20 protein-coding genes are annotated in these 26,377 nt (G+C 61.5%); 16 read left to right on the forward strand and 4 right to left on the reverse strand.

Annotated features, from left to right (window positions below; translation table 11 throughout):
- The first annotated feature begins 437 nt into the window (after window positions 1-437).
- The 14 genes from AB1J88_RS08050 to AB1J88_RS08115 all read left to right on the forward strand — a co-directional run bounded on the left by AB1J88_RS08050 (window position 438) and on the right by AB1J88_RS08115 (window position 17,694).
- Entirely contained in the window at window positions 438-863 is a 426-nt protein-coding gene (locus AB1J88_RS08050; RefSeq protein ID WP_430290713.1) for a YciI family protein, read from the forward strand.
- Window positions 864-1,159: 296 nt separating this feature from the next.
- Window positions 1,160-1,951, forward strand: coding sequence for a hypothetical protein (locus AB1J88_RS08055; RefSeq protein WP_430290714.1), 792 nt, complete (start codon window positions 1,160-1,162; stop codon window positions 1,949-1,951).
- A gap of 10 nt (window positions 1,952-1,961) precedes the next feature.
- On the forward strand, window positions 1,962-3,413 hold the full coding sequence (locus AB1J88_RS08060) for a DUF1254 domain-containing protein (protein ID WP_041066970.1): 1,452 nt from the start codon (window positions 1,962-1,964) through the stop codon (window positions 3,411-3,413).
- Window positions 3,414-3,426: 13 nt separating this feature from the next.
- Entirely contained in the window at window positions 3,427-4,830 is a 1,404-nt protein-coding gene (locus tag AB1J88_RS08065) for a DUF1254 domain-containing protein (protein WP_430290715.1), read from the forward strand.
- Between the two features lie 12 nt (window positions 4,831-4,842).
- Window positions 4,843-5,793, forward strand: a complete 951-nt coding sequence (locus AB1J88_RS08070; RefSeq protein WP_262948357.1) for a SphA family protein — start codon at window positions 4,843-4,845, stop codon at window positions 5,791-5,793.
- Between the two features lie 22 nt (window positions 5,794-5,815).
- Complete coding sequence (locus tag AB1J88_RS08075) at window positions 5,816-6,796, forward strand: AAA family ATPase (RefSeq protein ID WP_430290716.1); 981 nt, start codon at window positions 5,816-5,818, stop codon at window positions 6,794-6,796.
- Window positions 6,793-7,728: a DUF58 domain-containing protein gene (locus AB1J88_RS08080; protein WP_430290717.1), complete on the forward strand. Its 936-nt coding sequence runs from the start codon at window positions 6,793-6,795 to the stop codon at window positions 7,726-7,728. The genes AB1J88_RS08075 and AB1J88_RS08080 overlap by 4 nt, the downstream gene beginning before the upstream one ends.
- Window positions 7,725-8,303: a DUF4381 domain-containing protein gene (locus tag AB1J88_RS08085; RefSeq protein WP_430290718.1), complete on the forward strand. Its 579-nt coding sequence runs from the start codon at window positions 7,725-7,727 to the stop codon at window positions 8,301-8,303. Before AB1J88_RS08080 ends, AB1J88_RS08085 begins: the two co-directional genes overlap by 4 nt.
- Window positions 8,290-9,282, forward strand: coding sequence for a vWA domain-containing protein (locus AB1J88_RS08090; protein WP_430290719.1), 993 nt, complete (start codon window positions 8,290-8,292; stop codon window positions 9,280-9,282). The genes AB1J88_RS08085 and AB1J88_RS08090 overlap by 14 nt, the downstream gene beginning before the upstream one ends.
- The gene (locus AB1J88_RS08095) at window positions 9,283-10,863 is read left to right on the forward strand and encodes a VWA domain-containing protein (RefSeq protein ID WP_430290720.1); all 1,581 of its coding nucleotides are present in this window, start codon (window positions 9,283-9,285) and stop codon (window positions 10,861-10,863) included.
- Window positions 10,860-12,293 (forward strand): hypothetical protein, encoded by a 1,434-nt coding sequence (locus AB1J88_RS08100; RefSeq protein WP_430290721.1) that lies wholly within the window; start codon window positions 10,860-10,862, stop codon window positions 12,291-12,293. The genes AB1J88_RS08095 and AB1J88_RS08100 overlap by 4 nt, the downstream gene beginning before the upstream one ends.
- Window positions 12,290-13,312, forward strand: a complete 1,023-nt coding sequence (locus tag AB1J88_RS08105) for an HAD family hydrolase (RefSeq protein ID WP_430290722.1) — start codon at window positions 12,290-12,292, stop codon at window positions 13,310-13,312. Before AB1J88_RS08100 ends, AB1J88_RS08105 begins: the two co-directional genes overlap by 4 nt.
- Before the next feature lie 75 nt (window positions 13,313-13,387).
- Window positions 13,388-14,977: an arylsulfatase gene (locus AB1J88_RS08110; RefSeq protein ID WP_041066944.1), complete on the forward strand. Its 1,590-nt coding sequence runs from the start codon at window positions 13,388-13,390 to the stop codon at window positions 14,975-14,977.
- Between the two features lie 212 nt (window positions 14,978-15,189).
- A complete protein-coding gene (locus tag AB1J88_RS08115; RefSeq protein WP_430290723.1) occupies window positions 15,190-17,694 on the forward strand; it encodes a fused MFS/spermidine synthase in 2,505 nt (834 codons plus the stop codon).
- Window positions 17,695-17,802: 108 nt separating this feature from the next.
- Here AB1J88_RS08115 and AB1J88_RS08120 read toward each other — a convergent pair whose 3' ends face one another.
- On the reverse strand, window positions 17,803-18,477 hold the full coding sequence (locus AB1J88_RS08120) for a DUF3313 domain-containing protein (RefSeq protein WP_041066938.1): 675 nt from the start codon (window positions 18,475-18,477) through the stop codon (window positions 17,803-17,805).
- Window positions 18,478-18,690: 213 nt separating this feature from the next.
- Between AB1J88_RS08120 and AB1J88_RS08125 the strand changes: the two genes are divergently transcribed.
- The gene (locus AB1J88_RS08125) at window positions 18,691-21,051 is read left to right on the forward strand and encodes a tetratricopeptide repeat protein (RefSeq protein WP_430290724.1); all 2,361 of its coding nucleotides are present in this window, start codon (window positions 18,691-18,693) and stop codon (window positions 21,049-21,051) included.
- A 113-nt stretch (window positions 21,052-21,164) separates the two neighbouring features.
- Here AB1J88_RS08125 and AB1J88_RS08130 read toward each other — a convergent pair whose 3' ends face one another.
- The 3 genes from AB1J88_RS08130 to AB1J88_RS08140 all read right to left on the reverse strand — a co-directional run bounded on the left by AB1J88_RS08130 (window position 21,165) and on the right by AB1J88_RS08140 (window position 24,596).
- Window positions 21,165-22,139 (reverse strand): hypothetical protein, encoded by a 975-nt coding sequence (locus AB1J88_RS08130; protein ID WP_430290725.1) that lies wholly within the window; start codon window positions 22,137-22,139, stop codon window positions 21,165-21,167.
- Window positions 22,140-22,446: 307 nt separating this feature from the next.
- Entirely contained in the window at window positions 22,447-22,926 is a 480-nt protein-coding gene (locus tag AB1J88_RS08135; protein WP_430290727.1) for a DUF934 domain-containing protein, read from the reverse strand.
- Window positions 22,923-24,596, reverse strand: coding sequence for a nitrite/sulfite reductase (locus AB1J88_RS08140; RefSeq protein ID WP_430290728.1), 1,674 nt, complete (start codon window positions 24,594-24,596; stop codon window positions 22,923-22,925). The genes AB1J88_RS08135 and AB1J88_RS08140 overlap by 4 nt, the downstream gene beginning before the upstream one ends.
- Before the next feature lie 344 nt (window positions 24,597-24,940).
- On the opposite strand from AB1J88_RS08140, the gene ccoN reads away from it, so the two are divergent.
- A complete protein-coding gene (ccoN, locus tag AB1J88_RS08145) occupies window positions 24,941-26,368 on the forward strand; it encodes a cytochrome-c oxidase, cbb3-type subunit I (RefSeq protein ID WP_086791044.1) in 1,428 nt (475 codons plus the stop codon).
- Window positions 26,369-26,377: the final 9 nt, after the last annotated feature.

The following is a 26,377-nucleotide window of genomic DNA, read 5'->3' on the forward strand; positions in this document are numbered from 1 at the left end:
CACAGCCGCCATAACGGAGTGCACACATTCGAAGTGCGCAAGGATACGTTATGAAAGGCGTGTACGCGCCACTAATACCCATCGGGGTTTCCAGTCCCGGTCGCTGAATTGGCAGCGACGAACACAGGCTAGAGACCCGACGTCCGACGGACAACCTGAAAACCTTGTGGGAACGTTCCGCAAAATCGAAACAACGTTTAAACATCCTGAATTGAAATACGCACGGGGAGCTGCCGCAGGCTGCGATCTTTTGATGCTGGTTTTTAACGACAAGATCAAAAGATCGCAGCCTGCGGCAGCTCCTACCTTGGCAGTGCAGCGTGTCGGATTGCGTTTGTTAAAACGCCGGACTGCATCTTTTATTCAGAGACCTGTCGATTCACGCCCCTCCCGTTCGACTAAGCAGTGAATCAACCCCATTCCCTGGAGAAACCACCATGCGATTCATGATCCTTGTCAAAGCCAGCGCCGACTCCGAAGCCGGCATCATGCCCAGTGAAGAGCTGATCACCGCCATGGGCAACTTCAACGAAGAACTGGTCAAGGCCGGCGTTCTCATCGACGGCAATGGCCTGCACCCGAGCAGCAAAGGCACCCGCGTGCATTTCTCCGGCGACAAGCGCACCATCATCGACGGTCCGTTCATCGAGACCAAGGAGTTGGTGGCCGGGTACTGGATCTGGGAAGTGAAGTCGAAAGAAGAAGCTATCGAGTGGGTCAAGCGCTGTCCGAACCCGATGCCCGGCGACTCTGACATCGAGATCCGCCAGATCTTCTCGGCAGAGGATTTCGGTGCCGAGTTCACGCCTGAGGCACGGGCGCAGGAAGAACGCGTTCGCGAGCAAGCCAAGAAAAATCTGTAATCCCCGCCCCCTGTAGGAGCTGCCGCAGGCTGCGATCTTTTGATCTGGCTTTTAAAAAATCAAAGTCAAAAGATCGCAGCCTGCGGCAGCTCCTACAGGGTCGTAAAAATTTAGCGCCCGCCTTTAGTGTGACTCTGTAGACAAAACCAAAGAATTAATCCCTTCGACTGGCTAACTCCCGATTAGCTGCTAGCGTCATTCAGACGTGTCCTACAGGCTTGATAAAAAAGGAAATACGTCCAACGGCCGAGAGGCGCCGGGACGTCCATGCAGTAGCCACCAGGGAAACGGGGACCATGTCAAAAAAATTGGGGATTCACGCCTTGCTGCTGGCGAGTTCGCTGGCGCCTGCGGTTTGTGCCTTGGCGAATAACGCCGAAGAGGCCAACAAAAGCAACAATCCGCTGAACCTGGCGCCCGGCGCCAACCTGCAGGATTACTACACGCCGAAGCTGTTCAACAGCAACCTGCACACCAACGACGCGCTGCTGCGCGGCACTTTGCCGATTGCGCCCAACGATTTCATCGGCGTACCGCAACTGCTGCGCGCAACGATGCCGATCAGCACCCGCCCCGATCCGCACGGCGGCTACAGCACCGGCATCGGCGATCTCAATCTGTTCGACATCTTCCTGCTCAAGACCGACGGCGTGCAGTTGGGCATCGGCCCGCAGATCACCGCGCCGACCGCGGCCGAGGACGAACTGGGCACCGGTAAATGGCAAGCCGGTCTTGCTGCAGTGGCGATTGACTCATCTCCGCGCGGCTTGCTCGGTGCGCTGGTGCAGTACCAGAGCTCGTTTGCCGGCGACCACGACCGCGCGCATGTCGAAAGCGCAACCCTGCAGCCGTTCATCATTCATAACCTCAACAAGGGCTGGTACCTGCGCTCTACCGGCACCTGGACGTTCGACCTGAAGAACAACACTCACTACATCCCGATCGGCCTGGGTGCAGGCAAGGTCTGGAAGTCCGGCAGCAACATTCTCAACGCCTTTCTCGAACCGCAATGGACCGTCGAACGCAAGGGCGATGGTCTGCCGCAGTTCACTCTGTTTGCCGGAATCAACGTGACATTCGGAAAATAAGGACATCGCCATGCACATCGCCTTACGCGCCGCCGGTTTCAGCCTGATGACCCTGTTCGCCAGCTGCGGCGTCGGTGCTCAGGATCTGGATACCCGTATCGGCAAAATTGCCATGGAGGGCGAACTGCCGGCACCTGAGTCGATTGCCAAACTCTACGCCGAGCTGGATTTTCAGCAGGCCACCCAGAGTTACCTGTGGGCCTTGCCACTGGTGTCCTACGCGCAGTGGCAGGAAGAATTTCGCGACAAGCTTGGCGCACGCAGCGGCGATCTGATGGTGCTCAACAGCTACGAAGACAAACTCGGCGTGATCACCGCCAACGCCACCACGCCGTACATTCTCGGCTTCGTCGACCTCAGCGAAACCGGGCCGCTGGTGATTGAACTGCCACCGGGACCGACCGCCGGCGGCATTGGCGATTTCTGGCAGCGGGCAATCATCGACATGGGCCAGACCGGCCCGGACAAAGGCCAGGGTGGCCAATACCTGGTGCTGCCACCGGGCGCGGAACCACCCGCCGATGCCGACAAGTATTACCTGGCCAAATCGGAAACCATGAACGTGCTCGTGGGCTTCCGGGTGCTGGATCCGGATCCGGCCAAGGGCAAGGCGCTGGTAGAAAAATTCAAGATGTACCCGTACGCCAAACGTGCCGAGCCGAGCAAGACCCGCCTGCTGTCGCCTGACGGTAAAAAGTGGTCGGGTACCCAGCCACGCGGCATCGCTTACTGGCAGCGGCTGCACCAGATCATCCAGAAAGAACCGGTCAATGAACGTGATCGCTTCTACATGGCGATGCTCGCCAGTCTCGGCATCGAGAAGGACAAACCCTTCAACCCCAACACTCAGCAGCGTCAGGCTCTGGAGTCCGGCGCGCAGGTCGGTGAGCTGATCGCCAAGGCCAACACGTTTGCCAAGCGCTTTCCTGACGCGCAGTACTGGCCCGACCGGCATTGGGACACGGTGCTGAACATCGCCGAACCGTCGCAACGCGTGGCCTATTACGACCAGTTGTGGGAACGCAGCGCCTGGTTCTACGAGGCCGTCACTAACACCAAGGGCATGGTCTCCAAAACCCCGGGCCTCGGCCAGACTTACCTCGGTGCCTACACGGATGCCAAGGGTGACTGGCTCGACGGCGGCAAGACCTACCGCCTGCACGTTGGCGCCAACCCGCCGGCCAAGCAGTTCTGGTCGATGACCGTGTACGACATCGACAGCCGTTGCCTGATCGACAATCCGCAGCGCAAGGCCGACCTGTCCTCACGCCAGGATCTGAAGAAAAACGCCGACGGCTCGGTGGACCTGTACTTCGGCCCGAGCGCGCCCAAAGGCTTCGAAAACAACTGGGTGCAAACAGTGCCCGGCAAGCACTGGTTCAGCTACTTCCGCCTGTACGCACCGACCGAAGCCTATTTCGACAAGAGCTGGAAACTCGACGACATCACAGTCGTGCAATGAATAAGGACGCCGCATGAACACACGCAATCTATGGCTGACCGGTCTGACCCTCGCCCTGAGCAGCAGCGCCTGGGCCGATTTCAGCGCCAGCCCCGAAGAAGCCCGAGGCATCGCCAAGGACGCCTACTTGTATGGCTTCCCGGTAGTGGAAATGTACAAGACCCTGTACACCCAGGCCGTGGACCGCAAGAGCCCGAACTTCAAGGCACCGTTCAACCAGATCGGCAACACCGCCAAGGCCTTCACCGCCAAGGACACCGCGTTCGTCACACCGAACGCCGACACGCCCTACTCGTTTGTCTGGATGGACCTGCGTAGCGAGCCATTGATCCTGACCTTGCCGCCGATCGAAGAGCACCGTTACTACTCGGTGCAACTGATCGACGCCTATACGCAGAACTTCGCTTACCTGGGCACCCGCAGCACCGGCAATAACGGTGGTCATTTCATGATCGCCGGGCCTGACTGGCAGGGTCAGCAACCGATCAACATCGACCGCCTGGTGCGCAGCGAAAGCAACATCGCCTACGCGCTGTACCGCACGCAGCTGTTCGACGAAAAAGATCTGGGCAAGGTCAAGCAGATCCAAAAAGGCTACGCGGTCGAACCGCTGAGCCACTACGTAAAACAGAAAGCCCCGGCGCCGGCACCGAAAATCAGCTGGCCGAAACCGACGCCTACCATGAGCGAAACCCCGGAGCTGTTCCGCTACCTGAACTTCATGCTCGCCTTCACCCCGCCGCAGGACGTTGAAAAAGACCTGCTCGCACGCTTCGCCAAAATCGGCATCGGTGCCGGTCAGCCATTCGACCTGAAAAAGCTCAGCGCCGAGCAACGCAAGGCTCTCGAAGACGGCATCAGTGACGCCAAGGCTGAATTCGCCGCGTTCAAGAAAGACAAGGTCGACACGCACGAACTCAGCAGCGGTGACTTGTTTGGCACCCGTGATCACCTCAAGGGCAATTACCTGTATCGCTACGCCGGCGCCAACATGGGCATCTTCGGCAACTCTGCCGAAGAGGCGAACTACATAGGCTATTTCGTCGACAAGGACGGCCAGCCGGCCGACGCAGCGAAACACGACTACACCCTGCATTTCGACAAGGGCGCCCTGCCCCCGGCCGACGCCTTTTGGTCGCTGACCATGTACGACGGCAAGAGCAAATTGCTGGTGGCCAACCCGCTCAATCGCTACCTGATCAATTCGCGGATGCTGCCCGACTTGAAGCTCGATGCCGACGGCGGATTGACCCTTTACGTGCAGCACGCCAATCCCGGCAAGGACAAGCAGGCCAACTGGCTGCCGGCACCGAACGGGCCGTTCTACGGCGTGTTGCGCCTGTACCTGCCGAAACCGGAAGTGGCCAGCGGCGAATGGAAGATGCCGCAGCTCGACCCGGTCAACTCAAAACAATAAACGGAGCCAGTGATGGTCAAGCCTTACGTTGTGCGTCCGCTGCTGGCGCTGTGCATGATCGGCAGTCCTCAACTCTATGCAGCCGAAGGTGGTGTAGGCCGGCCGATCACCGGGCAACAGGTGTTTTCCAACGCCGGGATCATCCCGCCCGAACCGGGCTGGGTGGTCTCGGTCACCAGCATCTGGTACGACGGCTCGCTCAAGGGCAGCCGCGGTGCGCCGATTTCCGGTGAAGTCAGTGCCGGGATCGACATGAAAGTCTCCTACACCATGACCAACCTGACCCACATCTGGGACACCGGCAAAGGTCCCTGGAACTTCGCCTCGGCCATCGGTGTTCCGCTGCAGTACACCGACATCGACGCGGCCATCACCGGCCCGCGCGGGCGCACCCTCGGTACCAGCGATTCCGGCACCCAGTTCGCCGACGCGCTGGTCACCCCGATTGCCGCCGGCTACCACTTCGACGAACTGAATCACATCGCGTTCTCCCTGCCGATCTACGTGCCGACCGGCGCCTACAACGACAATCGCCTGGCCAACCCGGGGCAGAACAATTACACGTTCATGCCCACCGTGGCCTTCACCCATCTGGACGGCAAGGGGGGCGAGTTCACCCTGTCCAGTGGCCTGGAGTTCTACACCGAAAACACCGCCACCGATTACCGCAACGGCAACATCTTCACCCTCGATGCCTTGTGGACTCACGGCTTCGGCAGTGGCTGGAGCGCAGGTCTCGCGGCCGGTTATATCCAGCAAGTCACCGACGACAAGGGCCAGACCGCCGACAGCCTGAATGGCTTCCGTGGCCGCTCCGTCGGCGCCGGGCCGGTGGTCGCCTGGAGCGGCAAATTCGCCGATGCCCAAGCCAACATCAGTGCGCGCTGGGTGCCGGAGTTCGACACCAAGAATCGACCCGAAGGCAACGGCATTGCCGTCAACATGACCCTGGCGTTTTTCTAGACCGGCCACCAAGGACTGTCCCATGACCGCACTCACCGACCTCAACGCCCTGCAAGCAAGCATCGCTGAAGCCGTACTCGGCCAGGATCAGGTCATTCGGCAGATCCTCCTTGGCCTGCTGGCCAACGGGCATTTGCTGCTGGAAAGCCTGCCGGGGCTGGCCAAGACGCGCACGGTCAAGGCGCTGGCCACGCATCTGGACGCGAAGATGAGCCGCATCCAGTTCACCCCCGACTTGCTCCCCTCGGACATCACCGGCGCCGAAGTGCTGCATCAGGTCGCCGGGCAAACCGAGATCCGCTTCCAGCCAGGCCCGCTGTTCGGCAATCTGATCCTCGCCGACGAGATCAACCGTGCCCCGGCCAAGGTCCAGGCGGCGCTGCTGGAAGCCATGGAAGAACGGCAGATTACCGTGGCCGGCACCAGTCATGTGCTGCCGGAGTTGTTCATTGTGGTCGCCACACAGAACCCGATCGAACAGGAAGGCACTTATCCGCTGCCGGAAGCGCAGATGGACCGGTTCCTGATGAAGGTGCTGCTGGATTACCCCAGCGCCGACAATGAAAGCCAGGTGCTGCGCCTGTTGCGCGCCGAGGAGTTTGCCCAAGGCGCGAACACCGCGCCGAGCAAGGGCTTCAGCCTGTCACAGGAAGTGATTCTCGCCGCGCGCAAGGAGGTCAGCGCAGTGCATGTGTCGCCGGCCATCGACCGCTATCTGATCGACCTGATCAACGCCACTCGCCACCCGGCCGATTACGACGAAGACCTCGGACGCTGGATCAGCATCGGTGCCAGTCCCCGTGGCGGCATCGGCCTGGATCGTTGCGCGCGGGCCGACGCGTGGTTGCAGGGCCAGGATTTCGTCTCGCCGGACAACGTGCGCGCGGTGGTGCATCCGGTGCTGCGCCATCGCCTGCAATTGAGCTACGACGCAGTCGCGGAGGGCGTGACGGCCGATCAGGTGCTCGACCGTTTGCTGGATAAAGTGGCGATTCCAGCATGAACACGGAGGGCCTGGTCTACGTCTCTCTGGCGCAATTGATGGCGCTGGAATTCAAGGCCCGTGACCTGAGTTTTCTCGCGCGCCAGCCCCAGGGCAGCATTCTTGCTGGCAACCACGCTTCGCGCTTGCGCGGCCGTGGCTTGAACTTCGATGAGCTGCGCCGCTACCAGCCCGGTGATGATTTACGTCACCTCGACTGGCGCGCTTCGCTGCGCACCGGCAAACCGGTGGTCCGCACTTTTACTGAAGAGCGCGATCGCCCGGCGTTGATCGTGGTCGATCAGCGCATGTCGATGTTCTTCGGCTCGCAACGCAGTTTCAAATCTGCCCTCGCCGCTGAACTCGGCGCACTGGCGGCATGGATGGTGTTCAACGCTGGTGACCGGGTCGGTGGTCTGGTGTTCAACGATCAACGCATCGACAGCATTGCACCGCTACGCAGCCGCAAACGGGTCGAAGCCTTGCTCAGCCGCGTGGTGCAACAGAATCAGGCGCTGAACGCGGCCAATCCCGACGCCGAAGACGAAGACCAACTGGACAAGGCCTTGCAGCGTTGCCTGGCGCTGGCCGGTCACGACCATTTGATCTGCATCGTCAGCGACTTCGCCGGGGCGGGTGAACGTACCTTGCAATTGATGCGGCAACTGCGCGCGCATAACGACGTGATCGCCCTGCAAGTCTACGACCCGCTGGCTCTGAAGTTGCCGAGCGATGGCCGGCTGCTGATCACGCAGGGCCAATTGCAGGTGGAACTGGCTGTCGAGAAACGCAGCGTGCATCAGCCATTGGGCGACTACCTCGGTGGCCGGCTCAAGGATGTCGCCACGCTGCTGCGCCGCAGTCAGGTGCCGTTGATGATGTTCAGCACCGCCGAAGAGGCCCACGCGCAATTGCGCGCCGAGCTTGGCAAGTCTGCCGGCCCACGGCGATGAACCCGACTATTCCTGACATCAGCCAGCTCAAGGAGCTGAGCCTGCCGGCGCCGGTGAGTTATGCGCCGCAGACCTGGGGCTGGTGGCTGTTACTGGCGCTGTTGGTTGTGCTGGCACTGGTGGTTGGCGTGCGGCGTTATGTGCAATGGCGACGGGATCAGTACCGGCGCGAGGCGTTGGTGCGATTGGCGCAATTGCGCGGGCGCAGCGATGACCTCAATGCCCTGCGCGAACTGCCCGAGCTGCTCAAGCGCGTGGCGCTCTCGATGCCCCTGAAACACCGCCCTGTAGGAGCTGCCGAAGGCTGCGATCTTTTGACGTTGCCTTTAAACAACAAGATCAAAAGATCGCAGCCTTCGGCAGCTCCTACAGGGGTGGCGGCGTTGGGGAGATCGGAGTGGCAGGCCTTTTTGCAGCAGCACAGTAAAAAGAAACTGCCCGGCGATTTCAGCGCCCAACTCGGCCAACTCGCCTACGCCCCCGACGCCACCCTGCGCGCCCTCCCCGCCGAGCAGCGCCAGGCGTTGTTCGACGCCTGCCAGTACTGGGTGGAGCATCATCATGTGGCAGCTTGATTACCCGTGGTTGCTGCTTCTGCTGCCGCTGCCGTGGCTGGCCTACCGATACCTGCCGGTGTATCAGGAAGCCCGCAGCGCCGTGCGCGTGCCGTTTTTCGGCGCCATGAGCCGCGCCGTCGGGGAAGCGCCGAGCCGGGTCGGCAATCGCCGCAACCACTGGCAGCTGCTGCTGAACCTGCTGGTGTGGGCGTTGGTGCTGCTCGCTGCCGCCCGCCCGGTGCTCGTCGAAAAGCCCATCGAACGCCAGCAACCGGTGCGCGACCTGATGCTCGCCATCGACATTTCACAATCGATGGAAACCGCAGACTTCACCAACGCAAGCGGCCAGAAAATCAATCGCCTCGCCGCCGTCAAACAGGTGGTGCAAGGGTTCATCGACAAGCGCAAGGACGACCGCACCGGCCTGATCGTGTTCGGCAGCGGCGCCTATCCGCAGGCGCCGCTGACCCTTGATCACGCCAGCCTGTCGCTGTTGCTGGCCGATACCGGCATCGGCATGGCCGGGCCGAACACTGCCATCGGTGACGCCATCGGCTTGAGTCTGAAACTGCTCGACCAGGCCCACGAGCAGCAGAAAGTGCTGATCCTGCTCACCGACGGCAACGACACCAGCAGTGCGATCACTCCTGATCACGCCGCCGAAATGGCCGCCAACAAAGGAGTGGTCATTCATACCATCGGCATCGGCGACCCGACGGCTTCCGGCGAGGCGCAGGTCAATCTGCGCGGGCTGCAACAGATCGCCCAGACCACAGGCGGGCAGTTTTTCCGCGCCGAAGACCGCGCAGCACTGGATCAGGTCTACACCACCCTCGACCGCCTCACGCCACATCAGGTGAAAACCCTCAGCCATCAGCCGCAACGTGAGCTGTTCCAATGGCCGTTGGGCGCGGCACTGGGGTTGTTGGCGCTGTATCACCTCGGTGCCCTGCTACGCCCGCGCCTGGCGCTTGCCCGCCAGCGGCAGGAGGCCTGAATGGAGATCAATCTCGGTGATTTCCACTTCCTGCGCCCGCTGTGGTTGCTGCTCGCGCTGTTCGCCGCGCTGCTGCCGCTGCTCTGGCGCCGCAGCCGCGACCTGCAGCGCCGGCTGCGCAACAACATCGCCGAACATTTGCTGCCGCACCTGCTGGTCACGCCAAAGGATCAGCAGCACCTGCGCCCGGTGCACTGGCTATGCGCGATGCTGCTCATCGGCGCCATCGCCGCCGCCGGGCCGACCTGGGAGCAGGATCGCCCGGACTTTCTGGAGAATCGTGCGCCGCTGATCGTCGCCATGGACCTGTCGCCGTCGATGGACGCCAACGACGTTCAGCCGACGCGGCTGGAAGCGGCCAAGCACAAACTGCACGACCTCATTCAGCGTCGCGCCGGCGCCCGCACCGCGCTGATCGCCTATGCCGGCAGCGCGCATCTGGTGTTGCCGCCGACCGACGATCCGGCGTTGCTCGACACCTTCATTCAGGCGCTGGGCACTGGCCTCATCGACAAACCCGGCAAGGACGTCAGCGCGGTCATCGAGCAGGCCAAACGCCTGCTCCGTGCCGAGAAAACCCCGGGCAGCCTGCTGCTGATCACCGACGGTGCCGACACCGCGCAATTCGATGGCCTCGACAGACAACTCGATGACAGCCAGTTGCAGGTGCTGGTACTTGCGGTCGGCAATGAGGACGGCGGCATGATTCAGGGAGCCGGCGGACAGCCGAAAGTCGACAGCAACGGGCGCCCGGTAGTCGGCCGCTTCGATATGGCGGCGCTCAAGCAACTGGCCGCCGCCCTTGACGCGCCGCTGGGCAGCCTCACCCTCGACGACGATGATCTGGACTGGATCGAGCTGCACGCGCAACAACACTTCCAGAGTGCCAGCGCCGAACAGCAGCAATTGCACTGGAAGGATGCCGGTTACTGGCTGTGCTGGCCTCTTCTATTGTTGGCGCTGCTCGGTGTGCGCAAGGGCTGGAGCGTCAACTGGGTACCGGCGCTGCTGTTGGCCACAAGCCTGAGCTGGCCTGCCGCACCCGCCCAGGCCAGTGCACTGACCGACGCATTTTTCACCCGCGATCAACAAGGGCGCTGGGCCGCCGAGCATGAGCATTGGCCGCAAGCGGCGGCGCTGTTTGTCGATCCGTACTGGAAAGGCGTGGCGGCCTATCACGCGGCGGACTACGACCTCGCGCTGGCAACCTTTGCCCGCCTGGACACAGCGCAAGCTTGGTTTTATCTGGGCAACATTTACGTGCGGCGTTTCAAGTTCGATCAGGCGATTGCCGCTTACACCCAGGCCCTGCAAAGACAACCGCAATTTCCCGAGGCCACGGCCAATCTGGCGCTGGCGCAGGCGTTGCTCAAGGACACCGACAGCGCCGAAAAAAATGCCCCCGAGACCAAACCGGATGAAGTGAAATTCGACAAGGCGCCGGGCAAGGGTCAGAGCAAAAAGGTCGAGACCGAACAGGCAGCGTCCGACGCGTTGTGGCTGCAGAACCTGAACACCTCGCCGGCGAAGTTTCTCAGGCAGAAGTTCAGTTTGCAGGATCAGTCGGGGGCCAGGCCATGAACCGGGTTGGCTTCATCGCTGGCAAGCCAGCACCCACAAGGTTTTGCGCTGTTAACTCGATTGGCGATAACACAAGCCCCCCCTGTGGGAGCTGGCTTGCCAGCGATGAGGCCAGATCTGCCAGCAAAAAAATCTGCACCTTGCTCATAACCAGCTTACTCAGCCTGAATGCCTCTGCCGCCGAACCCCAACTGAAAATCCACGCCCACCTGCAACCCGCCGAAGGCGCCATGGTCGGCGGTCTGGTGGAGCTGCAAGTCGACGTGCTCACCGACACCTGGTTCACCAGCGCCGCGAGCCTGCCCGAACTGAAACTCGACGGCGCCCTGGTGACGCCGCCCGATGGCCGGGCCCAACACCTGAATCAGACGATCGACGGACAATCCTTCAGCGGCTTGCGCTACAGCTACCTGATCACCCCGAATGTCGCCCGCCGCTTCGACATCCCGCCGTTGACGGTCTCCGCGACACCGGGTCAGGCCAGCACTGCAATCTATGCACACAGCCAACCCTTGCACTTCAGTGCCGCCCAGCCGCCAGGCTTCAAACCCGGAGAAACGCCGTTGGTGGCCAGCGATGTGCGCCTGAGCCAAAGCCTGATCAACTCGGCAACCCCGTTGAAAACCGGCGACAGCGTGACCCGCCAACTGACCCTGCAGGCCGATGGCGCACTGGCGATGGCACTGCCGATTCCGCCACTGGCTGAGGTAGACGGTCTGAGTCGTTATCCGCAGACCCCACGAGTCAGCCGTCTGGATGACGGCCGCGGCAACGTGCTCGGTGGTCAGCGGATCGACGCTGTCACCTACCGCATCGACAAGGCTGGCGCCTACACCCTGCCAGCCATCGCCGTGAAATGGTGGGACGTCAAAACCCGGCAGAGCCGGACTGCGCAAGTGCCGGCCATGACCTTCGAAGCCGCCGTCAACAGCCACTACCAGCCGGTGTTTTCGATCACCGATGATCTCAGGCAGCTTGGCCGCGACAATGTGCACGTCTCCGCACGCTGGCTGCTGTGGCTGGCGCTCCTCAGTGTCTTCGTCAGTGCTGGTTATTGGCTGCACCCTGTTGTGCTGCGCGCCCGGCGCCAATGGCTGGCACGCAAGCACGCGCGGCAATTGGCCCGGGAGCAATCGGCGGACTTCGCCTGGCAGCAGATCAACCCGCAACTGCAGGCTCGGCCGGCGCAATTGAGCGCGGTGTATGTGTGGCTGCGCCGCCGTCGCCTCGGGCTGCGACTGGTGAATGCCGGCCCGCGCTTGCAGGGCCTGTTGCGGGGACTTTACGGGCGTGATCCGCAGACTGAACAAACACTTGTTCAACTGCGCCAATCGTTGACTACGCTTCACAGTCAGGTCGAACAACAGCCGCACAAACCGGCGTCGGCCCTGCGCCCACTCAACCCTGTTCAGGAAAGGGAATTCCCATGACCACCCCGCCGCCGCAGCGTCAACGTTTCAGCCTGGCATTGTTGTTTGCGCTGGCATTGCCATTGCTGGCCCAGGCCAGCGAACCTTTGCCGTCATGGAATGACGGACCTGCGAAAAACAACATCATTGCGTTCGTGCAAGCGGTTACCGACCAGAGCAGCAAGGACTTCGTCAAACCCGCCGAGCGTATCGCGGTGTTCGACAACGATGGCACCCTGTGGAGCGAGCAGCCGATGTATTTCGAGTTGCTGTTCGCCCTCGACGAGGTCAAGCGCAATGCGCCCCAGCATCCGGAATGGAAAACCACTCAGCCATTCAAAGCGGTGCTGGAAAATGACCACAAGGCACTCGCCGCCGCTGGCATGGACGGCATCCTCAAGATCTTCGCCGCCACCCACACCGGCATGACCACCGAGGCTTTCGACGATTACGCCAAGACCTGGCTGAGTCAGGCGCGGCATCCGAAGACCGGCAAGCCCTACACCGAAATGATCTTCCAGCCGATGCTGGAAATGCTCGACTACCTGCGCAGCCAGGACTTCAAGACCTACATCGTTTCCGGCGGCGACACAGGGTTCATGCGCGCCTTCGCCGAGAAGGTCTACGGCATTCCGCCGGAACAGGTGATCGGCACCACGTTCGTCACCGCGTTCCAGTTCAAGGACGGCCAGGCCTCGATCCTGCGCACGCCAAAACTGGCGCACAACGACGACGGCCCGGGCAAACCGGAGAGCATTGATGCGGTGATCGGCAAACGCCCGATCCTCGCGTTCGGCAACTCCGACGGCGACCTGCAGATGCTGCAGTGGACGGCTGCCGGGCCCGGCAAACGCTTCATGGGCCTGGTGCACCACACCGACGCCAGACGCGAGTGGGCCTATGACCGAAAATCCGATATCGGGCGGCTCGACAAAGCCCTCGACGAAGCAAATTCCCGTGGCTGGACCGTGGTCGACATGGCGACCGAATGGCGCCGGATCTACCCGTACGATCCACCGGCAAACGAGCAGGTGCAATAAGAAAAAGCGTGACGCAGGACTGCAGTAAACGTAAGTCGCAGCAAGCGACACCCCCGCGCAAAAGGAGCAAGTCAGATGACTCGCATACGCAAGTGGCTACCGAAACTCGCCCTGGTGGCAACCTCGGTGATGGCGCTGTCGGCAACCGCCACAGCGGCTGAGAAACCCAACATTCTGGTGATCTTCGGCGACGATATCGGCCAGACCAATATCAGCGCCTATTCCATGGGCGTGGTTGGCTACAAGACCCCGAACATCGACCGGATTGCCAAAGAAGGCATGATGTTCACCGACTACTACGCGGAGAACAGCTGCACCGCCGGACGATCGTCGTTCATCACCGGCCAGACGCCACTGCGTACAGGTCTGTCGAAGGTCGGGATTCCCGGCGCTCCGGTCGGCCTGCAAAAACGCGACATCACCATCGCCCAGGCGCTGAAGGGTCTGGGTTATGCCACCGGGCAGTTCGGCAAGAACCACCTGGGTGACCGCGATGAGTACCTGCCGACCAACCACGGTTTCGACGAGTTCTTCGGTAACCTGTACCACCTCAACGCTGAAGAAGAGCCAGAGCGTCCGTACTGGCCCAAGGACGATGCCGAATTCGTCAAGGCCAATACCCCGCGAGGGGTGATCCACAGCTTCGCCGACGGCAAGATCGAAGATACCGGCGCCTTGACCACCAAGCGCATGGAAACCATCGACGACGAAACCACTGCCGCCGCGCAAGCGTTCATCGAGAAACAGGCCAAGGCCGACAAGCCGTTCTTCGTCTGGATGAACACCACGCGCATGCACGTGTTCACCCATGTACGTGATTCGATGAAGGGCCAGAGCGGCATGCCCGGCAACGAATATGCGGACGGCATGCTCGAGCACGATGCCGATGTCGGCAAACTGCTGAAAACCATCGATGACCTGAAAATCGCCGACAACACGATCGTGGTCTACACCACCGACAACGGCCCGAACCAGTTCTCCTGGCCGGACGCGGCGACCACGCCGTTCCGCAACGAGAAGAACTCCAACTGGGAAGGCGCGTACCGGGTGCCGGCGATTGTCCGCTGGCCCGGCAAGATCAAGGCCGGCGAAGTCTCCAACGAGATGTTCTCGGGGATGGACTGGTTCCCGACCCTGCTCGCTGCTGCCGGCGATGCCGACGTGAAAGACAAACTGCTCAAGGGCTGGGCGCCGACTTCCGGTGGTACCAGCTTCAAAGTGCATCTGGACGGCTACAACCAGTTGCCCTACCTGACCGGCCAGCAGCCCAAAGGCGAGCGCAACGAGTTCTACTACTTCAACGACGACGGCATGCTGGTCTCGATGCGCTTCGACAACTGGAAAGTGGTGTTCTGCGAACAGCGCCAGCCGGGCGGTTTCCGGGTCTGGAGCGAGCCGTTCGTGTGCCTGCGCGTGCCGAAAATCCTCAACCTGCGGATGGATCCGTATGAGCGGGCGGATGTGGTGTCTGACCAGTTCTATGACTGGAACACCAAGAACGTCTATCTGGCCGGCGTAGCGGTGACCAAGTCTGCGAAGTTCCTGCAGACCTTCATCGAGTACCCGCCAAGCCAGAAACCGGCCAGCTTCAGCATCGACCAGATCCGTGCTGCAGTTGACGCCAAGATCGCTGAAAAAATCAAAGCGGCTCCGGCTGCACAGTAAGACCGTTGAACTGCCGCCCGCCCTCATCGGCGGGCGGCCCTGATTTTCACCTGAGACCGTGCCGGCCCCAATCGCTGGCAAGCCAGCTCCCACAGGTATTTCTGTCGACCACAACATGAGTGTTCACTGAAGATCCCTGTGGGAGCTGGCTTGCCAGCGATGAGGCCCGCACCGTCACAGATATTGTGTGATTTGAACAAGGCCCCCCCCGCATGTCCTCACGTATCGCCAGCAAGCCGTCGGCCATACCCACCACGCAAGCCGCCACCCCGGCGCTGCTGATCCCTGCCCTGCTGTTATGCACCTCCGGCGCCGCCGCGCTGGTGTATCAGGTGCTATGGATCAAGCAGTTGTCGCTGGTGGTCGGGGTCGAGGTCTACGCCATCACCACCGGCATCAGCGCCTTTTTCGCCGGGCTGGCCATCGGCGGCTGGCTGTTCGGACGCTGGGCTGATCGCTTGCAGCAACCGGTGCTGCTCTATGCCGGACTGGAAGTGCTGGTGGCGATTCTTGGCGTTGGCGCCACGGTTGCGATGAGCCTGGCGGCGAGCCCGTTTGCCTGGTTGCAAAGCCATGTCGGCCTGCTGGCCTGGCTATTGCCATTCGCGCTAGTGGGGATTCCGGCGGTGTTGATGGGCGGCACGCTTCCGGTATTGGTGCGCTCGCTGGCGGCTGACCCGGGCAAGGCCGGCGGTCAGCTGTATGCGGCCAACACCCTCGGCGCAATTGTCGGCACCCTGCTCGCCGCGTTCGTGCTGATCGCCACCCTCGGCGTGCGCGGCAGTGCGCTGTTTGCCGCAATGCTCAATCTGCTGGCCGCAACCGCTGCGGTGTGGCTGCAACGTCAGCGTCCGACGCCAGTTGCAGCCCCCGTCAAAGCTCACACCGGGAAAGCCGCAGACCGCACCGCCCTGTGGTTATACGCCATCGCTGGCGGCGTGGCGCTGGGGTATGAAGTGGTCTGGTCGCAGTCGATCGTGCAGTTCATGAGCACTCGCACCTACGCGTTTGCCGTGGTGCTCGCCACATACCTGACCGGACTGTTCATCGGCAGCACTCTGCTCGCTCGTCGCGTCGAGCGCATTCGCGATCCGTGGGGCGTGTTCGGTCTGCTGATAGCCGGTGCCGGCCTCATCGCTTTGCTGGAAATTGCTGTGCTCGGGCGTTGGCTGGTGTTGGCGCAAAGTCAGGCCGAGTACTGGGTGCTGACGTTCGGCGCGAGCGAACTGGCCGGCATGAGCGCACGTTTTGCAGTGGCGGCACTGAGCATCGTGTTCGTCCCGACGCTGTTGCTCGGCGCGGCGTTTCCGCTGGCACTGCGCTTGAGCGTGGGACGTGAACGCGTCGGGCGCGATGTCGGTGCCGTGGTCGCGTTCAATACGCTGGGCGGGATCGTCGGCGTGATGCTCTGCGGTTTTCTGCTGATTCCGCTGCTGGGGCTGGTGCGTACGCTAGGCCTGCTGGCAATCATCGCGGCCGGCATCGGCTACGTGGCCGTACGCAAGGGTCACCACGTCAAAAAAGGCCGGCGTCAAGCGGTAGTCGCGCTGGGGCTCGTGTCGATAGCACTCGCCGTGCTGACTCCGGTGGACAAACTTGCCCGTCTGCTGCCCGGTGCGCGCAACGGCACGCTGGCGTTCTACGAGGAAGGCCGAGGCGGCACCGTAGCGGTGGTCGCTCAGGGCCGTGGTGAGAACAGCTTCCACCGCCTGTACATTCAGGGCGTGTCGAACACCGGCGATGCCATGCCGTCACTGCGCTACATGCGCATCCAGGCCCTGCTGCCGTTGCTGATCCACAACGGCGAGCCACGTTCGACACTGGTGATCGGTTTCGGCACCGGGATCACCGCCGGCGCCCTGCTGCGCTATCCGGGCCTGGAACATCGGGTGGTTGCCGAGTTGTTACCGTCGGTGGTCAAGGCGGCGCCCCTGTTCAACGGCAACTTCAACGCCGCCAGCGATCCGGGCGTCGATGTGCGCCTTCGCGACGGTCGCCAGGAACTGCTGCGCAGCCCGCAGACCTACGACCTGATCACCCTCGAACCGCCACCGCCGTCGGCAGCCGGAGTGGTCAATCTGTACTCGCGAGACTTCTATCAGTTGGCGGCCAGTCGGCTGGAGCAACACGGCATCGTCGCGCAGTGGTTACCGTTGCCGACCCAGAACATCGACGACTCGCGCGCACTGGTACGCAGCTTCCTCGACGTGTTCCCGTATGCCTCGCTGTGGACCAGCGAGTTCCACGAGATGCTGCTGGTCGGTTCACTGCAGCCGATGCAACTGGACGCAGCGAAAATCACCGAGCGCTTCCAGCAGGCCAGCGTGCGCAGCACTTTGCAGGATGTCGGGATTGGCTCGGCGGCGGCGTTACTCGCGACCTGGGTCACCGACCGCGCAGGCCTTGAACGTTTCGCAGCCAATGCTCCGGCGGTCACGGACGATCAGCCCCGGATCGAATACGCGCCGTGGGTGCGCAGCAAGGAAATCACTCGGGTGTTGCCGGCACTGCTGGACTTGTATCAGCCACCACCACTGGTGAATGCCGATGCCGGGTTCACTGAGCGACTGGAGACACACCGTCAGCGCCTGATGCAGTTCTACCGCGCCAGCCTGCATGCGTATGACGGGGATCGGGATGCGTGGGGACGAGATATGCGTGAGGTGATGCGCGGGGATGGCGGCAACCCGTACTTCAGCTGGTTTACCGGGCAGTAACGCTGCCCCCTGTAGGAGCTGCCGAAGGCTGCGATCTTTTGATCTTGTTTTTAAAAAATCAAAGTCAAAAGATCGCAGCCTGCGGCAGCTCCTACATGGGGTCCCGGGTTATTTACTGGCCTTGAGCTTCAGATACATCTGATGCATGTCATTGGCCCAGCCATCAATCACCGGTTTGACGTCAGTGGCCTTCATGGCTTGCGTGTCGTTTTCCAACGGTTTTCCGGTGCCTTTGCGCACCACCTGTGCCACGACTTTGTTGCTCGCACCGTCGAGGAACACCGCTTCGGTGGCCAGCGTGGTTTCCTGATCGCGGATACCGCTGGCAGTGCTGACGGCTGCTGCCACCAACGCCACCGGGATCACTTCATAAGCGTGCAGGCCTTCGGTCTTGCTGCTCACAGCAGTGATGGCCGCACGCACCACAATCACGCCTGGGCCAGGGCCGTTGGCCAGCGGCAGATCCTTGCTGATTTCACGCTTGAGCGCCTGATCGTAATAGGAGGTGATGCCGTTGAGGGTCTGTTGGGAAATCTTCGCGGTCGGTTGCGGCTTTGGATAGAGCTGGGTCGGCTCGATGTACACGCTGGTGAATTTGCTGATATCCACCTTCGGATCGATCCAGCGCATCACCTCGGCACCGGACGGCGATTTGGCCTCCTTGAGCTGGCTGTAGTCCTTGAGAAAGCCGGAATACTCATCGGGAGCGACGGTTTTGCTGGAGCAACCCACCACGCCAAGGGTGGCAATGCAGAGGGTGCCCATCATTACTGCTAGCTTCATGCTGTAACTCCTGTCAGAAGGCCTGAATGTATTGCGTTGGGGGGAGTTACAGGTATAGCTAAAACCGCGGCAATTGCGCTGAAAACCAGAAAATTCACACAACACCGGGCGCCGCGTCACAACTGACGTTTGACAGACGCCGGGCATCCGGCAAAGCTGCATCAAGCTTGAACGCATGCCAGCAGGCCAATGCATCTGACCACGGAAGTCGTAATGCCCAAGCATAAAAATAAAGTCGTACCGCCTGAACCTGATTCGTCCCGACCGTCCCTTTCACGTTATCTGTTCCCTCTCACCATTGGCGTGCTGCTGGCCGCTGTGGCGGGCATTGGCTGGTTTCTGTTCAGCACTGCGCCCGCGCCATACACGGCCCCGCCGATCAGCGCGGCGGCGCCTGTCGTCGCCAGACCGCAACCAGTGGCACAGAAGCCCGCCAGCATGGTCGATGAGCAACAATGCCAGGGCTGCCACACCGAGCAGGTCAAGGACTGGCAAGGCTCGCATCACCAATTGGCGATGCAGCCAGCGAATGCCGACACCGTGCTTGGCGACTTCAACAACGTCACCTTCAGGGCCGAAAACGAGACCACCCGGTTCTCCCGCAAAGACGACCAGTTCCAGGTCAATACGCCGGGTATCGATGGCAAGAACGCTGACTTCAAAGTCGCCTTCACCTTCGGCATTGCACCGTTGCAGCAATACCTGATCGACGTCGGCGAAGGCCGTTTGCAGGCGCTCGGTGTGGCGTGGGATACCGAGAAACACCGCTGGTTTCACCTCTATCCCGGTCAGGGCGTGAATTTCAAGAATCCGCTGCACTGGAGCAAGCCCAGCCAGAACGCCAATTTCATGTGCGTCGAATGCCACACCACTGGCTTCAAGCGCAATTTCGATGCGGCCAGCAACACGTTCAACAGCCAGTGGAACAGCCTCGGGGTCGGCTGTCAGGCCTGCCACGGCCCGGCCTCGAATCACCTGGAGTGGACGCAGAAAAAAGATGATCTGATCCACAAGGGTTTTGCCGTCGACCTCAAGGACAAGAATGCTACCGTCGAAATCGAAACCTGTGCCCGCTGCCATGCGCGCCGTGCGCCGTTGGGTGATGGCTACACCGTCGGCAAGCGCTTGATGGACGACTACCTGCCCAGCACCCTGACCCGCGAATTGTATGCGCTGGACGGCAAGATCAAGGATGAGGTGTTCGAGCACGGCTCGTTTCTGCAGAGCAAAATGTTCGACAAAGGGGTGCGCTGCAGCAACTGCCACAACCCGCACAGCAGCGAACTCAAGGCGCCGGGCAACGCGGTGTGTCTGCAATGTCACAACACGGCGGGCAAGACCTCGGTCGAAGGTGTCGATGGCAAGGGCCTGCAGGCGAAGAACTACGACTCCATCGAACACACCCGCCACACCCCGGGCCAGCCCGGCTCGCAGTGCGTGGATTGCCACATGCCCGGCAAGTTCTACATGGGCAACGACTGGCGCCATGACCACAGCTTCAGCATCCCCAACCCGGAACGCGCGCAAAAACTCGGTACGCCCGATGCGTGTCTGAGCTGCCACCAAGGCAAGGCCGGTGACAAGGTCACCGCGCAATTCAAGGTGTGGAACGCCTCCGCGGCGACGCCCCAGGCACCGCGCTATGACGAGAGCCTGTGGCTGATTCGCAACGGCCAGCCCGGCGCCGCAAACGCTCTGTATGAGCAATTGCAGCGCAGCGATCTGCCGGCGATTCAGCGGGCAACGTTGCTGGCCGAACTGCCGCTGTATCCGAGTGATCAGGCTTTGAAACTGGCGACTCAGAATCTGAAAAGTCCAGCGCCGCAGGTTCGCGAAAGCGCGGTGCGCGCCATCAGCGCCTTCCTGCCGCCCGCCGAGCGCGCCCCGTTGCTGACACCGCTGCTCGGCGATCCGGTGAAAGCCGTGCGCATCGTCGCGGCGCGGGACCTGCTCAGCGTGGCGCGCAACAACGGCCTCGGCGCCGCACAGATCCATTGGGATGCGGCGATTGCCGAATATGAGGCGGTGCAGAACAGTCTCGCGGAACGGGCCGAGGCCAACCTGAACCTGGCGATGCTGTATCAGGCCAGTGGCCGTGCTGCCGAGGTCGAAGGGTTGCTGCGCACCGCACTCAAACGCGATCCGGATTTCTACCCGGCGCTGGTGACGCTGGTGCAATGGCTGGAGGCCAATGGTCGGGGTCAGGAAGCGCAGACCTTGCTGGACGACAGCCTCAAGGCGCACCCCGACGCTGCATTGCTGCAGCACACCCGTGGCCTGTCATTGATCCGCGCCGGCAAGCCTGCCGAAGCCATGACCGCGCTGCACAAAGCCGCGCAACTGGAGCCGCAGAACCCGCAGTACGGTTACGTGCTGGCGGTGGCGTTGCACGACAGTGGCAAGGTGACCGAGGCGTGTGACGAGCTGGAGCGTCTGCTCAAAGTTCAGCCGGCGAACCGCAATGCCCGGCTGTCGCTGATCCAGTACTACCTGGAGAACGGCCAGGAGCCGAAGGCCCAGGTGCTGTTGCAGGGGTGGAAGAAGATGAACATGGGCGATCCGGCGCTGAAATAACCCGACCCTGTAGGAGCTGCCGCAGGCTGCGATCTTATGATGTTGCTTTTAAAAAACAAGATCAAAAGATCGCAGCCTGCGGCAGCTCCTACAGGGTCATGTTCAGGGCCGCATTACCAGGAAGATGTCGCCCCGCTCTTCAACGCCATCTCACGCCGACTGTTGGCGCGCATCGCCTTGATCAGCGACACCGAGCCCACCAGCAGAATCGCCGCGCCGAACAGAAAGTCGATGTTGTACAGCTGGAAGTCCTGCACCGGTCCCACCAGCAGCACGCGCACCACGGCAATGGCTACCAGCGTAGCGAGGAAGTCGATCCCCGGTTCGTCGCGATAGAACACGTGCAGCAGCGGCAGGCACAGCACCAGCAGCAACAACAGCACCACAACCTTGAACGAGCCTTTGCGCTCGACGCTGAAGGCGCATTCGTGCGGGCCGTAGGCCTTGTAGTCCTCGTCGCGGATCATCGAATTTTTCTCGTTGATGTACTCGACGCGGTTGTATTTCTGAATCGGGGTGAAGGTGTTGGACAGGTCCATCAGGGTGGTGATGTTCTTGAAGCGCAGGTCGATGCGCTCGCTGCCCTTGAGGTAATACAGCACCGGTTTGTAGCCGTAACGATAGGTGTCGAACGGAAAGTCGGTGACCTGACCCTGCACACCGATTGGCCGTGGCTCAAGCTCGGCGTAGGCGCTTTTGGTCGGTGAGGCGAGGTTGCGGCTCAGCGGCTGGACCTTGACCTGTTCGAGGAAGATCGGCGTGACGACATACGACCACTGCAACGGTTCGAGACGCAGACGCAGTTCGTTGCGGCCCAGATCGTAGCGGTTGAAGGTGCGTTCGGAGACCACCAGCGAGCCACTGAGCATGAACTCGCCGCGCAGGTTGTTGGTGACGCGCAAGGTCAGTTGATCCTTGCCCAACAGCGCCGCTTCGGTGGACGGCGGCGTGCCGCACCACGCGGTGCTTTCACCGGCGCCGCCCAACTGGCCGTCGCGGTTTTCCTTGAACACATAGAAGTAACTGGCCCACAGCGTCAGCATCAACAGCAACGCCGTGAGGCCCAAAATCTTTTTGCCCGCACTCACTACCCAGACTCCCTTCTTCGTTCCGTCGTCCAGCCGAAAACCCGCTGGCGACGGCGACTCTACCAAAAGGCCAGCATCGACCCAAGGGCAAATCCGGGAATGGTGCGGGATGTAAGGGTTTCCCCTGTATAGAAGGGGCCGCTAGACAATTGTGGTGAGGGGATTTATCCCCGACCGGCTGCGCAGCGGCCGCAGAACCAGCCAACAGGTTTTAGCTGAAGAAATGCTTCGGCAGATTTTAGGTCTGCTTCGCAGCCCATCGGGGATAAATCCCCTCACCACAAAGTATCTATCAAGCAATGGATATTCAGCGTCTGCGGAATAGCGGGCGCGGCTCGATCACCGAGCGGCCGTACAGCACGCTCATGCCGGCCAGTCCTTTCAGGGCATCTTCGGCCGACTTGTCCTCGCGCACCGCAAAACTGTCGAATCCGCACTGACGCATATGGCTGAGCTGATCACGCAATACATCGCCAATCGCCCGCAACTCACCGCTCCAGCCAAACCGGCTGCGCAGCAGATAGGCCTGACTGTAGGCGCGACCATCGCGAAAGCTCGGGAAATCCAGGGCAATCAGCGGCAGCGAGGCCAGCCACGGCACCACGCTTTCAACTTCATCGTCCGGCCCCAGCCACACCGCGTGGGTCGAGGGCGATTGCAGCCAGTGTGCCAGCGGCAGGATCAGCAATCCTTGCGACCTGCCCTGCTCCGGCTCGCGGACCAGCGTCCATGGGTCGTCCTCGATCAACCGCGCAACACCCTGCTCCAGCCGCAGCAGATTGTTCATGCCGACACCTCCAACACTTTCGGATAGATCCGCTCCTTGAACGGCTCCAGGCCGATGCGCGCCATGGTGTCGACAAACAACTCCTCGCTTTCGCGGTAACGCACAAACGTACCGATGATCCGCTCGATCACCTGCGGCACCTCAGCCGCGCTGAAGGACGGGCCGATGACTTTGCCCAGTGCGCTGTGTTTGCCCTGCGCGCCGCCGAGGGTGATCTGGTACCACTCGCTGCCGTTCTTATCGACGCCGAGGATGCCGATATTGCCGATGTGGTGATGGCCGCAGGCATTCATGCAACCGGAGATGTTCAGGCTGATGTCGCCCAGATCGTGCAGGTAATCGAGGTTGGCGAAACGCGCCTGTATCGCCTGGGCAATCGGGATCGACTTGGCGTTGGCCAACGCGCAGAAATCGCCGCCCGGGCAGGCGATGATGTCGGTCAGCAGGCCGACGTTGGCGCTGCCCAGATTGTGCTCGCAGGCCAGTTGCCAGAGCGCATACAGGTCAGACTTCTGCACATCGGGCAGGACGATGTTCTGCTCGTGAGCGATTCGAATCTCGCCGAAACCGAAACGCTCCGCCCAGTCGGCCACCGCCAGCATCTGCAACCCGGTGACATCACCCGGCGGTGCGCTCAAACCGGGTTTGGTCGACAGCACTACGCTGGTGTAACCCGGTTTCTTGTGCGGCTGCACGTTGCGCGCGACCCAGCGGGCGAACGCCGGGCTTTCGGCCAGACGCGTGCCGAAGTCCAGATCGGTGTCAGCCAGGGTGTGATAGATCGGCGGCACGAATGCCCGGGCGACCCGCTCATACTCGGCCTCGGTCAACTGCGCCGGGCCGTCCTTGAGGTGTTGCCATTCTTCCTCGACCTCTTTGGCGAACGCCTCGATGCCCAGCGCCTTGACCAGAATCTTGATCCGCGCCTTGTACTTGTTGTCGCGCCGGCCATGGCGGTTGTAGACCCGCAGGATCGCCTCGACGTACGACAACAGGTGCTGCCACGGCAAACCTTCACGAATCTGCACACCGAGAATCGGCGTGCGCCCCAACCCGCCACCGACGATCACCCGCAGCAGCATTTGCCCGTCGCGCCCCGGGTAAAGATACAGGCCGATGTCATGCATCATGATCGCCGCGCGATCCTGCTTCGCCGAGCAAATGGCGATCTTGAACTTGCGTGGCAGGAAGAGAAATTCCGGGTTGATCGTCGACCATTGCCGGAGGATTTCTGCCAGCGGGCGCGGATCGATCAGCTCGTCCGCCGCGACCCCGGCGAAGGCTTCGGTGGTGATGTTGCGCACGCAGTTGCCGGAGGTCTGGATCGCATGCATGTTGACCTGCGCCAGACGTTCAAGGATGTCCGGCACCTGCGCCAGTTCGATCCAGTTGAACTGCAGGTTCTGCCGCGTGGTGAAGTGGCCGTAACCGCGATCGTAATCGGCGGCGATGCTTGCCAGTGTGCGCATCTGTTCGGCACTCAGGGTGCCGTAGGGGATCGCCACCCGCAGCATGTACGCGTGCTTTTGCAGGTACAGGCCGTTTTGCAGGCGCAGCGGCAGGAACTCCTCATCGCTCAATTCACCGGCCATGAAGCGCTCGACCTGATCGCGAAACTGCGCAACGCGCTCGAACACCAGTGCGCGGTCGTAATCGTCGTATTGATACATGTGCCTGCCCCACCTCATCAATTAGTTCTGTGGGAGCGAGCCTGGTCGCGAATGCGGTGTGTCAGGCAACTGCATTGTTGGCTGACACACCGCATTCGCGACCAGGCTCGCTCCCACAGTTTTCGTAAAGGCACTATGGACGAGCAGCGCAGCACACAACAGATTCACCTGAAACGATAAAAACCGTATCAGGGCGCGGCAGAACGCCGCAGTCAGCACTCCAATCTGATCCGTACAAATGAAAGATTCCTGAGCCTGTTTTGTTTCTGGCGGTATTCCTACAGTGCAGCTCGTGCCAGACCAGGGTGGCCTGGCAAGACTTTGCAACCGTGGAAGAACTGACCATGAGCACAGCAACAATCGGACAGGCTTATAACTACAAGGTCGTCCGCCAATTCGTTATCGCGACGGTGTTCTGGGGTGTCGTCGGCATGGCGATGGGGGTATGGATCGCCTCGCAACTGGTGTGGCCGGAGATGAACCTCGACCTGCCCTGGACCACCTTCGGCCGCTTGCGGCCATTGCACACCAGCCTGGTGATTTTCGGTTTCGCCGGCAGCGCGCAATTCGCCGCCAGTTACTACGCGGTGCAGCGTACCTGCCAGGTGCGCCTGTATTCGGACAAGCTCGCCGCCTTCACGTTCTGGGGCTGGCAATCGGTGATCGTGATCATGCTGATCACCCTGCCGCTGGGCTACACCACCACCAAGGAATACGCCGAGATCGAATTCTCCGGCGCGGTGTGGATGGCGGTGGTCTGGGTGGCGTATGCCATCGTGTTTTTCACCACTGTGGTGCAGCGCAAGACCAAACATATCTACGTCGGCAACTGGTTCTTTGGCGCGTTCATTCTGGTGATCGCCATGCTGCACGTGGTCAATCACCTGTCGATTCCGGTGGACTGGTTCAAATCCTATCCGGTGTATTCCGGGGCCACCGATGCCATGGTGCAGTGGTGGTACGGGCATAACGCGGTGGGGTTCTTCCTGACCACGGGCTTTCTCGGAATGATGTATTACTTCGTGCCGAAACAGGTTAATCGCCCGGTGTATTCGTACCGGTTGTCGATCGTGCATTTCTGGGCGCTGATCACCCTGTACATCTGGGCCGGCCCGCACCACTTGCACTACACCGCGCTGCCGGACTGGGCGCAGTCCCTCGGTATGGCAATGTCACTGATCCTGCTGGCGCCGAGCTGGGGCGGGATGATCAACGGCATGATGACCTTGTCGGGCGCCTGGCATAAGTTGCGCACCGATCCGATTTTGCGCTTCCTCGTCCTGTCGCTGGCGTTCTACGGCATGTCGACGTTCGAAGGGCCGATGATGGCGATCAAAACCGTCAACGCCCTCTCCCACTACACCGACTGGACCATCGGCCACGTTCACGCCGGGGCTTTGGGCTGGGTGGCGATGATCACCTTCGGCGCGACGTATCACATGGTGCCGAAAGTCTTTGGCCGCGAGCAGATGTACAGCACGCCGCTGATCAACCTGCACTTCTGGCTGGCGACCATTGGTACGGTGCTGTACATCGCCTCAATGTGGGTCAACGGCATCACCCAGGGCCTGATGTGGCGGGCGATCAACGAGGACGGCACGCTGACCTATTCGTTCGTCGAAGCGCTGCAGGCCAGTCACCCGGGCTTCATCGTGCGCTTTGCTGGCGGGGTGTTCTTCCTCAGCGGCATGCTACTGATGGCCTACAACGTCTGGCGCACGGTGCGGGTCGCCGACGTGGCGCTGGCGCGCAGTCAGGCGCAGATCGCCTGAGGCAGGGAG

The organism is Pseudomonas sp. S8 (assembly GCF_050473925.1).
GTDB classification, from domain to species: domain Bacteria; phylum Pseudomonadota; class Gammaproteobacteria; order Pseudomonadales; family Pseudomonadaceae; genus Aquipseudomonas; species Aquipseudomonas parakoreensis.

Excerpts from the sequence above, each read along its gene's own strand:
- AB1J88_RS08140 (WP_430290728.1), bottom strand. The coding sequence starts at position 24,596 with ATGTATCAATACGACGATTACGACCGCGCACTGGTGTTCGAGCGCGTT.
- AB1J88_RS08050 (WP_430290713.1), top strand. The coding sequence starts at position 438 with ATGCGATTCATGATCCTTGTCAAAGCCAGCGCCGACTCCGAAGCCGGC.
- AB1J88_RS08055 (WP_430290714.1), top strand. The coding sequence starts at position 1,160 with ATGTCAAAAAAATTGGGGATTCACGCCTTGCTGCTGGCGAGTTCGCTG.
- AB1J88_RS08095 (WP_430290720.1), top strand. The coding sequence starts at position 9,283 with ATGGAGATCAATCTCGGTGATTTCCACTTCCTGCGCCCGCTGTGGTTG.
- AB1J88_RS08125 (WP_430290724.1), top strand. The coding sequence starts at position 18,691 with ATGCCCAAGCATAAAAATAAAGTCGTACCGCCTGAACCTGATTCGTCC.
- AB1J88_RS08100 (WP_430290721.1), top strand. The coding sequence starts at position 10,860 with ATGAACCGGGTTGGCTTCATCGCTGGCAAGCCAGCACCCACAAGGTTT.
- AB1J88_RS08085 (WP_430290718.1), top strand. The coding sequence starts at position 7,725 with ATGAACCCGACTATTCCTGACATCAGCCAGCTCAAGGAGCTGAGCCTG.
- AB1J88_RS08060 (WP_041066970.1), top strand. The coding sequence starts at position 1,962 with ATGCACATCGCCTTACGCGCCGCCGGTTTCAGCCTGATGACCCTGTTC.
- AB1J88_RS08120 (WP_041066938.1), bottom strand. The coding sequence starts at position 18,477 with ATGAAGCTAGCAGTAATGATGGGCACCCTCTGCATTGCCACCCTTGGC.
- ccoN (WP_086791044.1), top strand. The coding sequence starts at position 24,941 with ATGAGCACAGCAACAATCGGACAGGCTTATAACTACAAGGTCGTCCGC.
- AB1J88_RS08090 (WP_430290719.1), top strand. The coding sequence starts at position 8,290 with ATGTGGCAGCTTGATTACCCGTGGTTGCTGCTTCTGCTGCCGCTGCCG.
- AB1J88_RS08105 (WP_430290722.1), top strand. The coding sequence starts at position 12,290 with ATGACCACCCCGCCGCCGCAGCGTCAACGTTTCAGCCTGGCATTGTTG.
- AB1J88_RS08110 (WP_041066944.1), top strand. The coding sequence starts at position 13,388 with ATGACTCGCATACGCAAGTGGCTACCGAAACTCGCCCTGGTGGCAACC.
- AB1J88_RS08070 (WP_262948357.1), top strand. The coding sequence starts at position 4,843 with ATGGTCAAGCCTTACGTTGTGCGTCCGCTGCTGGCGCTGTGCATGATC.
- AB1J88_RS08080 (WP_430290717.1), top strand. The coding sequence starts at position 6,793 with ATGAACACGGAGGGCCTGGTCTACGTCTCTCTGGCGCAATTGATGGCG.
- AB1J88_RS08065 (WP_430290715.1), top strand. The coding sequence starts at position 3,427 with ATGAACACACGCAATCTATGGCTGACCGGTCTGACCCTCGCCCTGAGC.
- AB1J88_RS08135 (WP_430290727.1), bottom strand. The coding sequence starts at position 22,926 with ATGAACAATCTGCTGCGGCTGGAGCAGGGTGTTGCGCGGTTGATCGAG.
- AB1J88_RS08115 (WP_430290723.1), top strand. The coding sequence starts at position 15,190 with ATGTCCTCACGTATCGCCAGCAAGCCGTCGGCCATACCCACCACGCAA.
- AB1J88_RS08075 (WP_430290716.1), top strand. The coding sequence starts at position 5,816 with ATGACCGCACTCACCGACCTCAACGCCCTGCAAGCAAGCATCGCTGAA.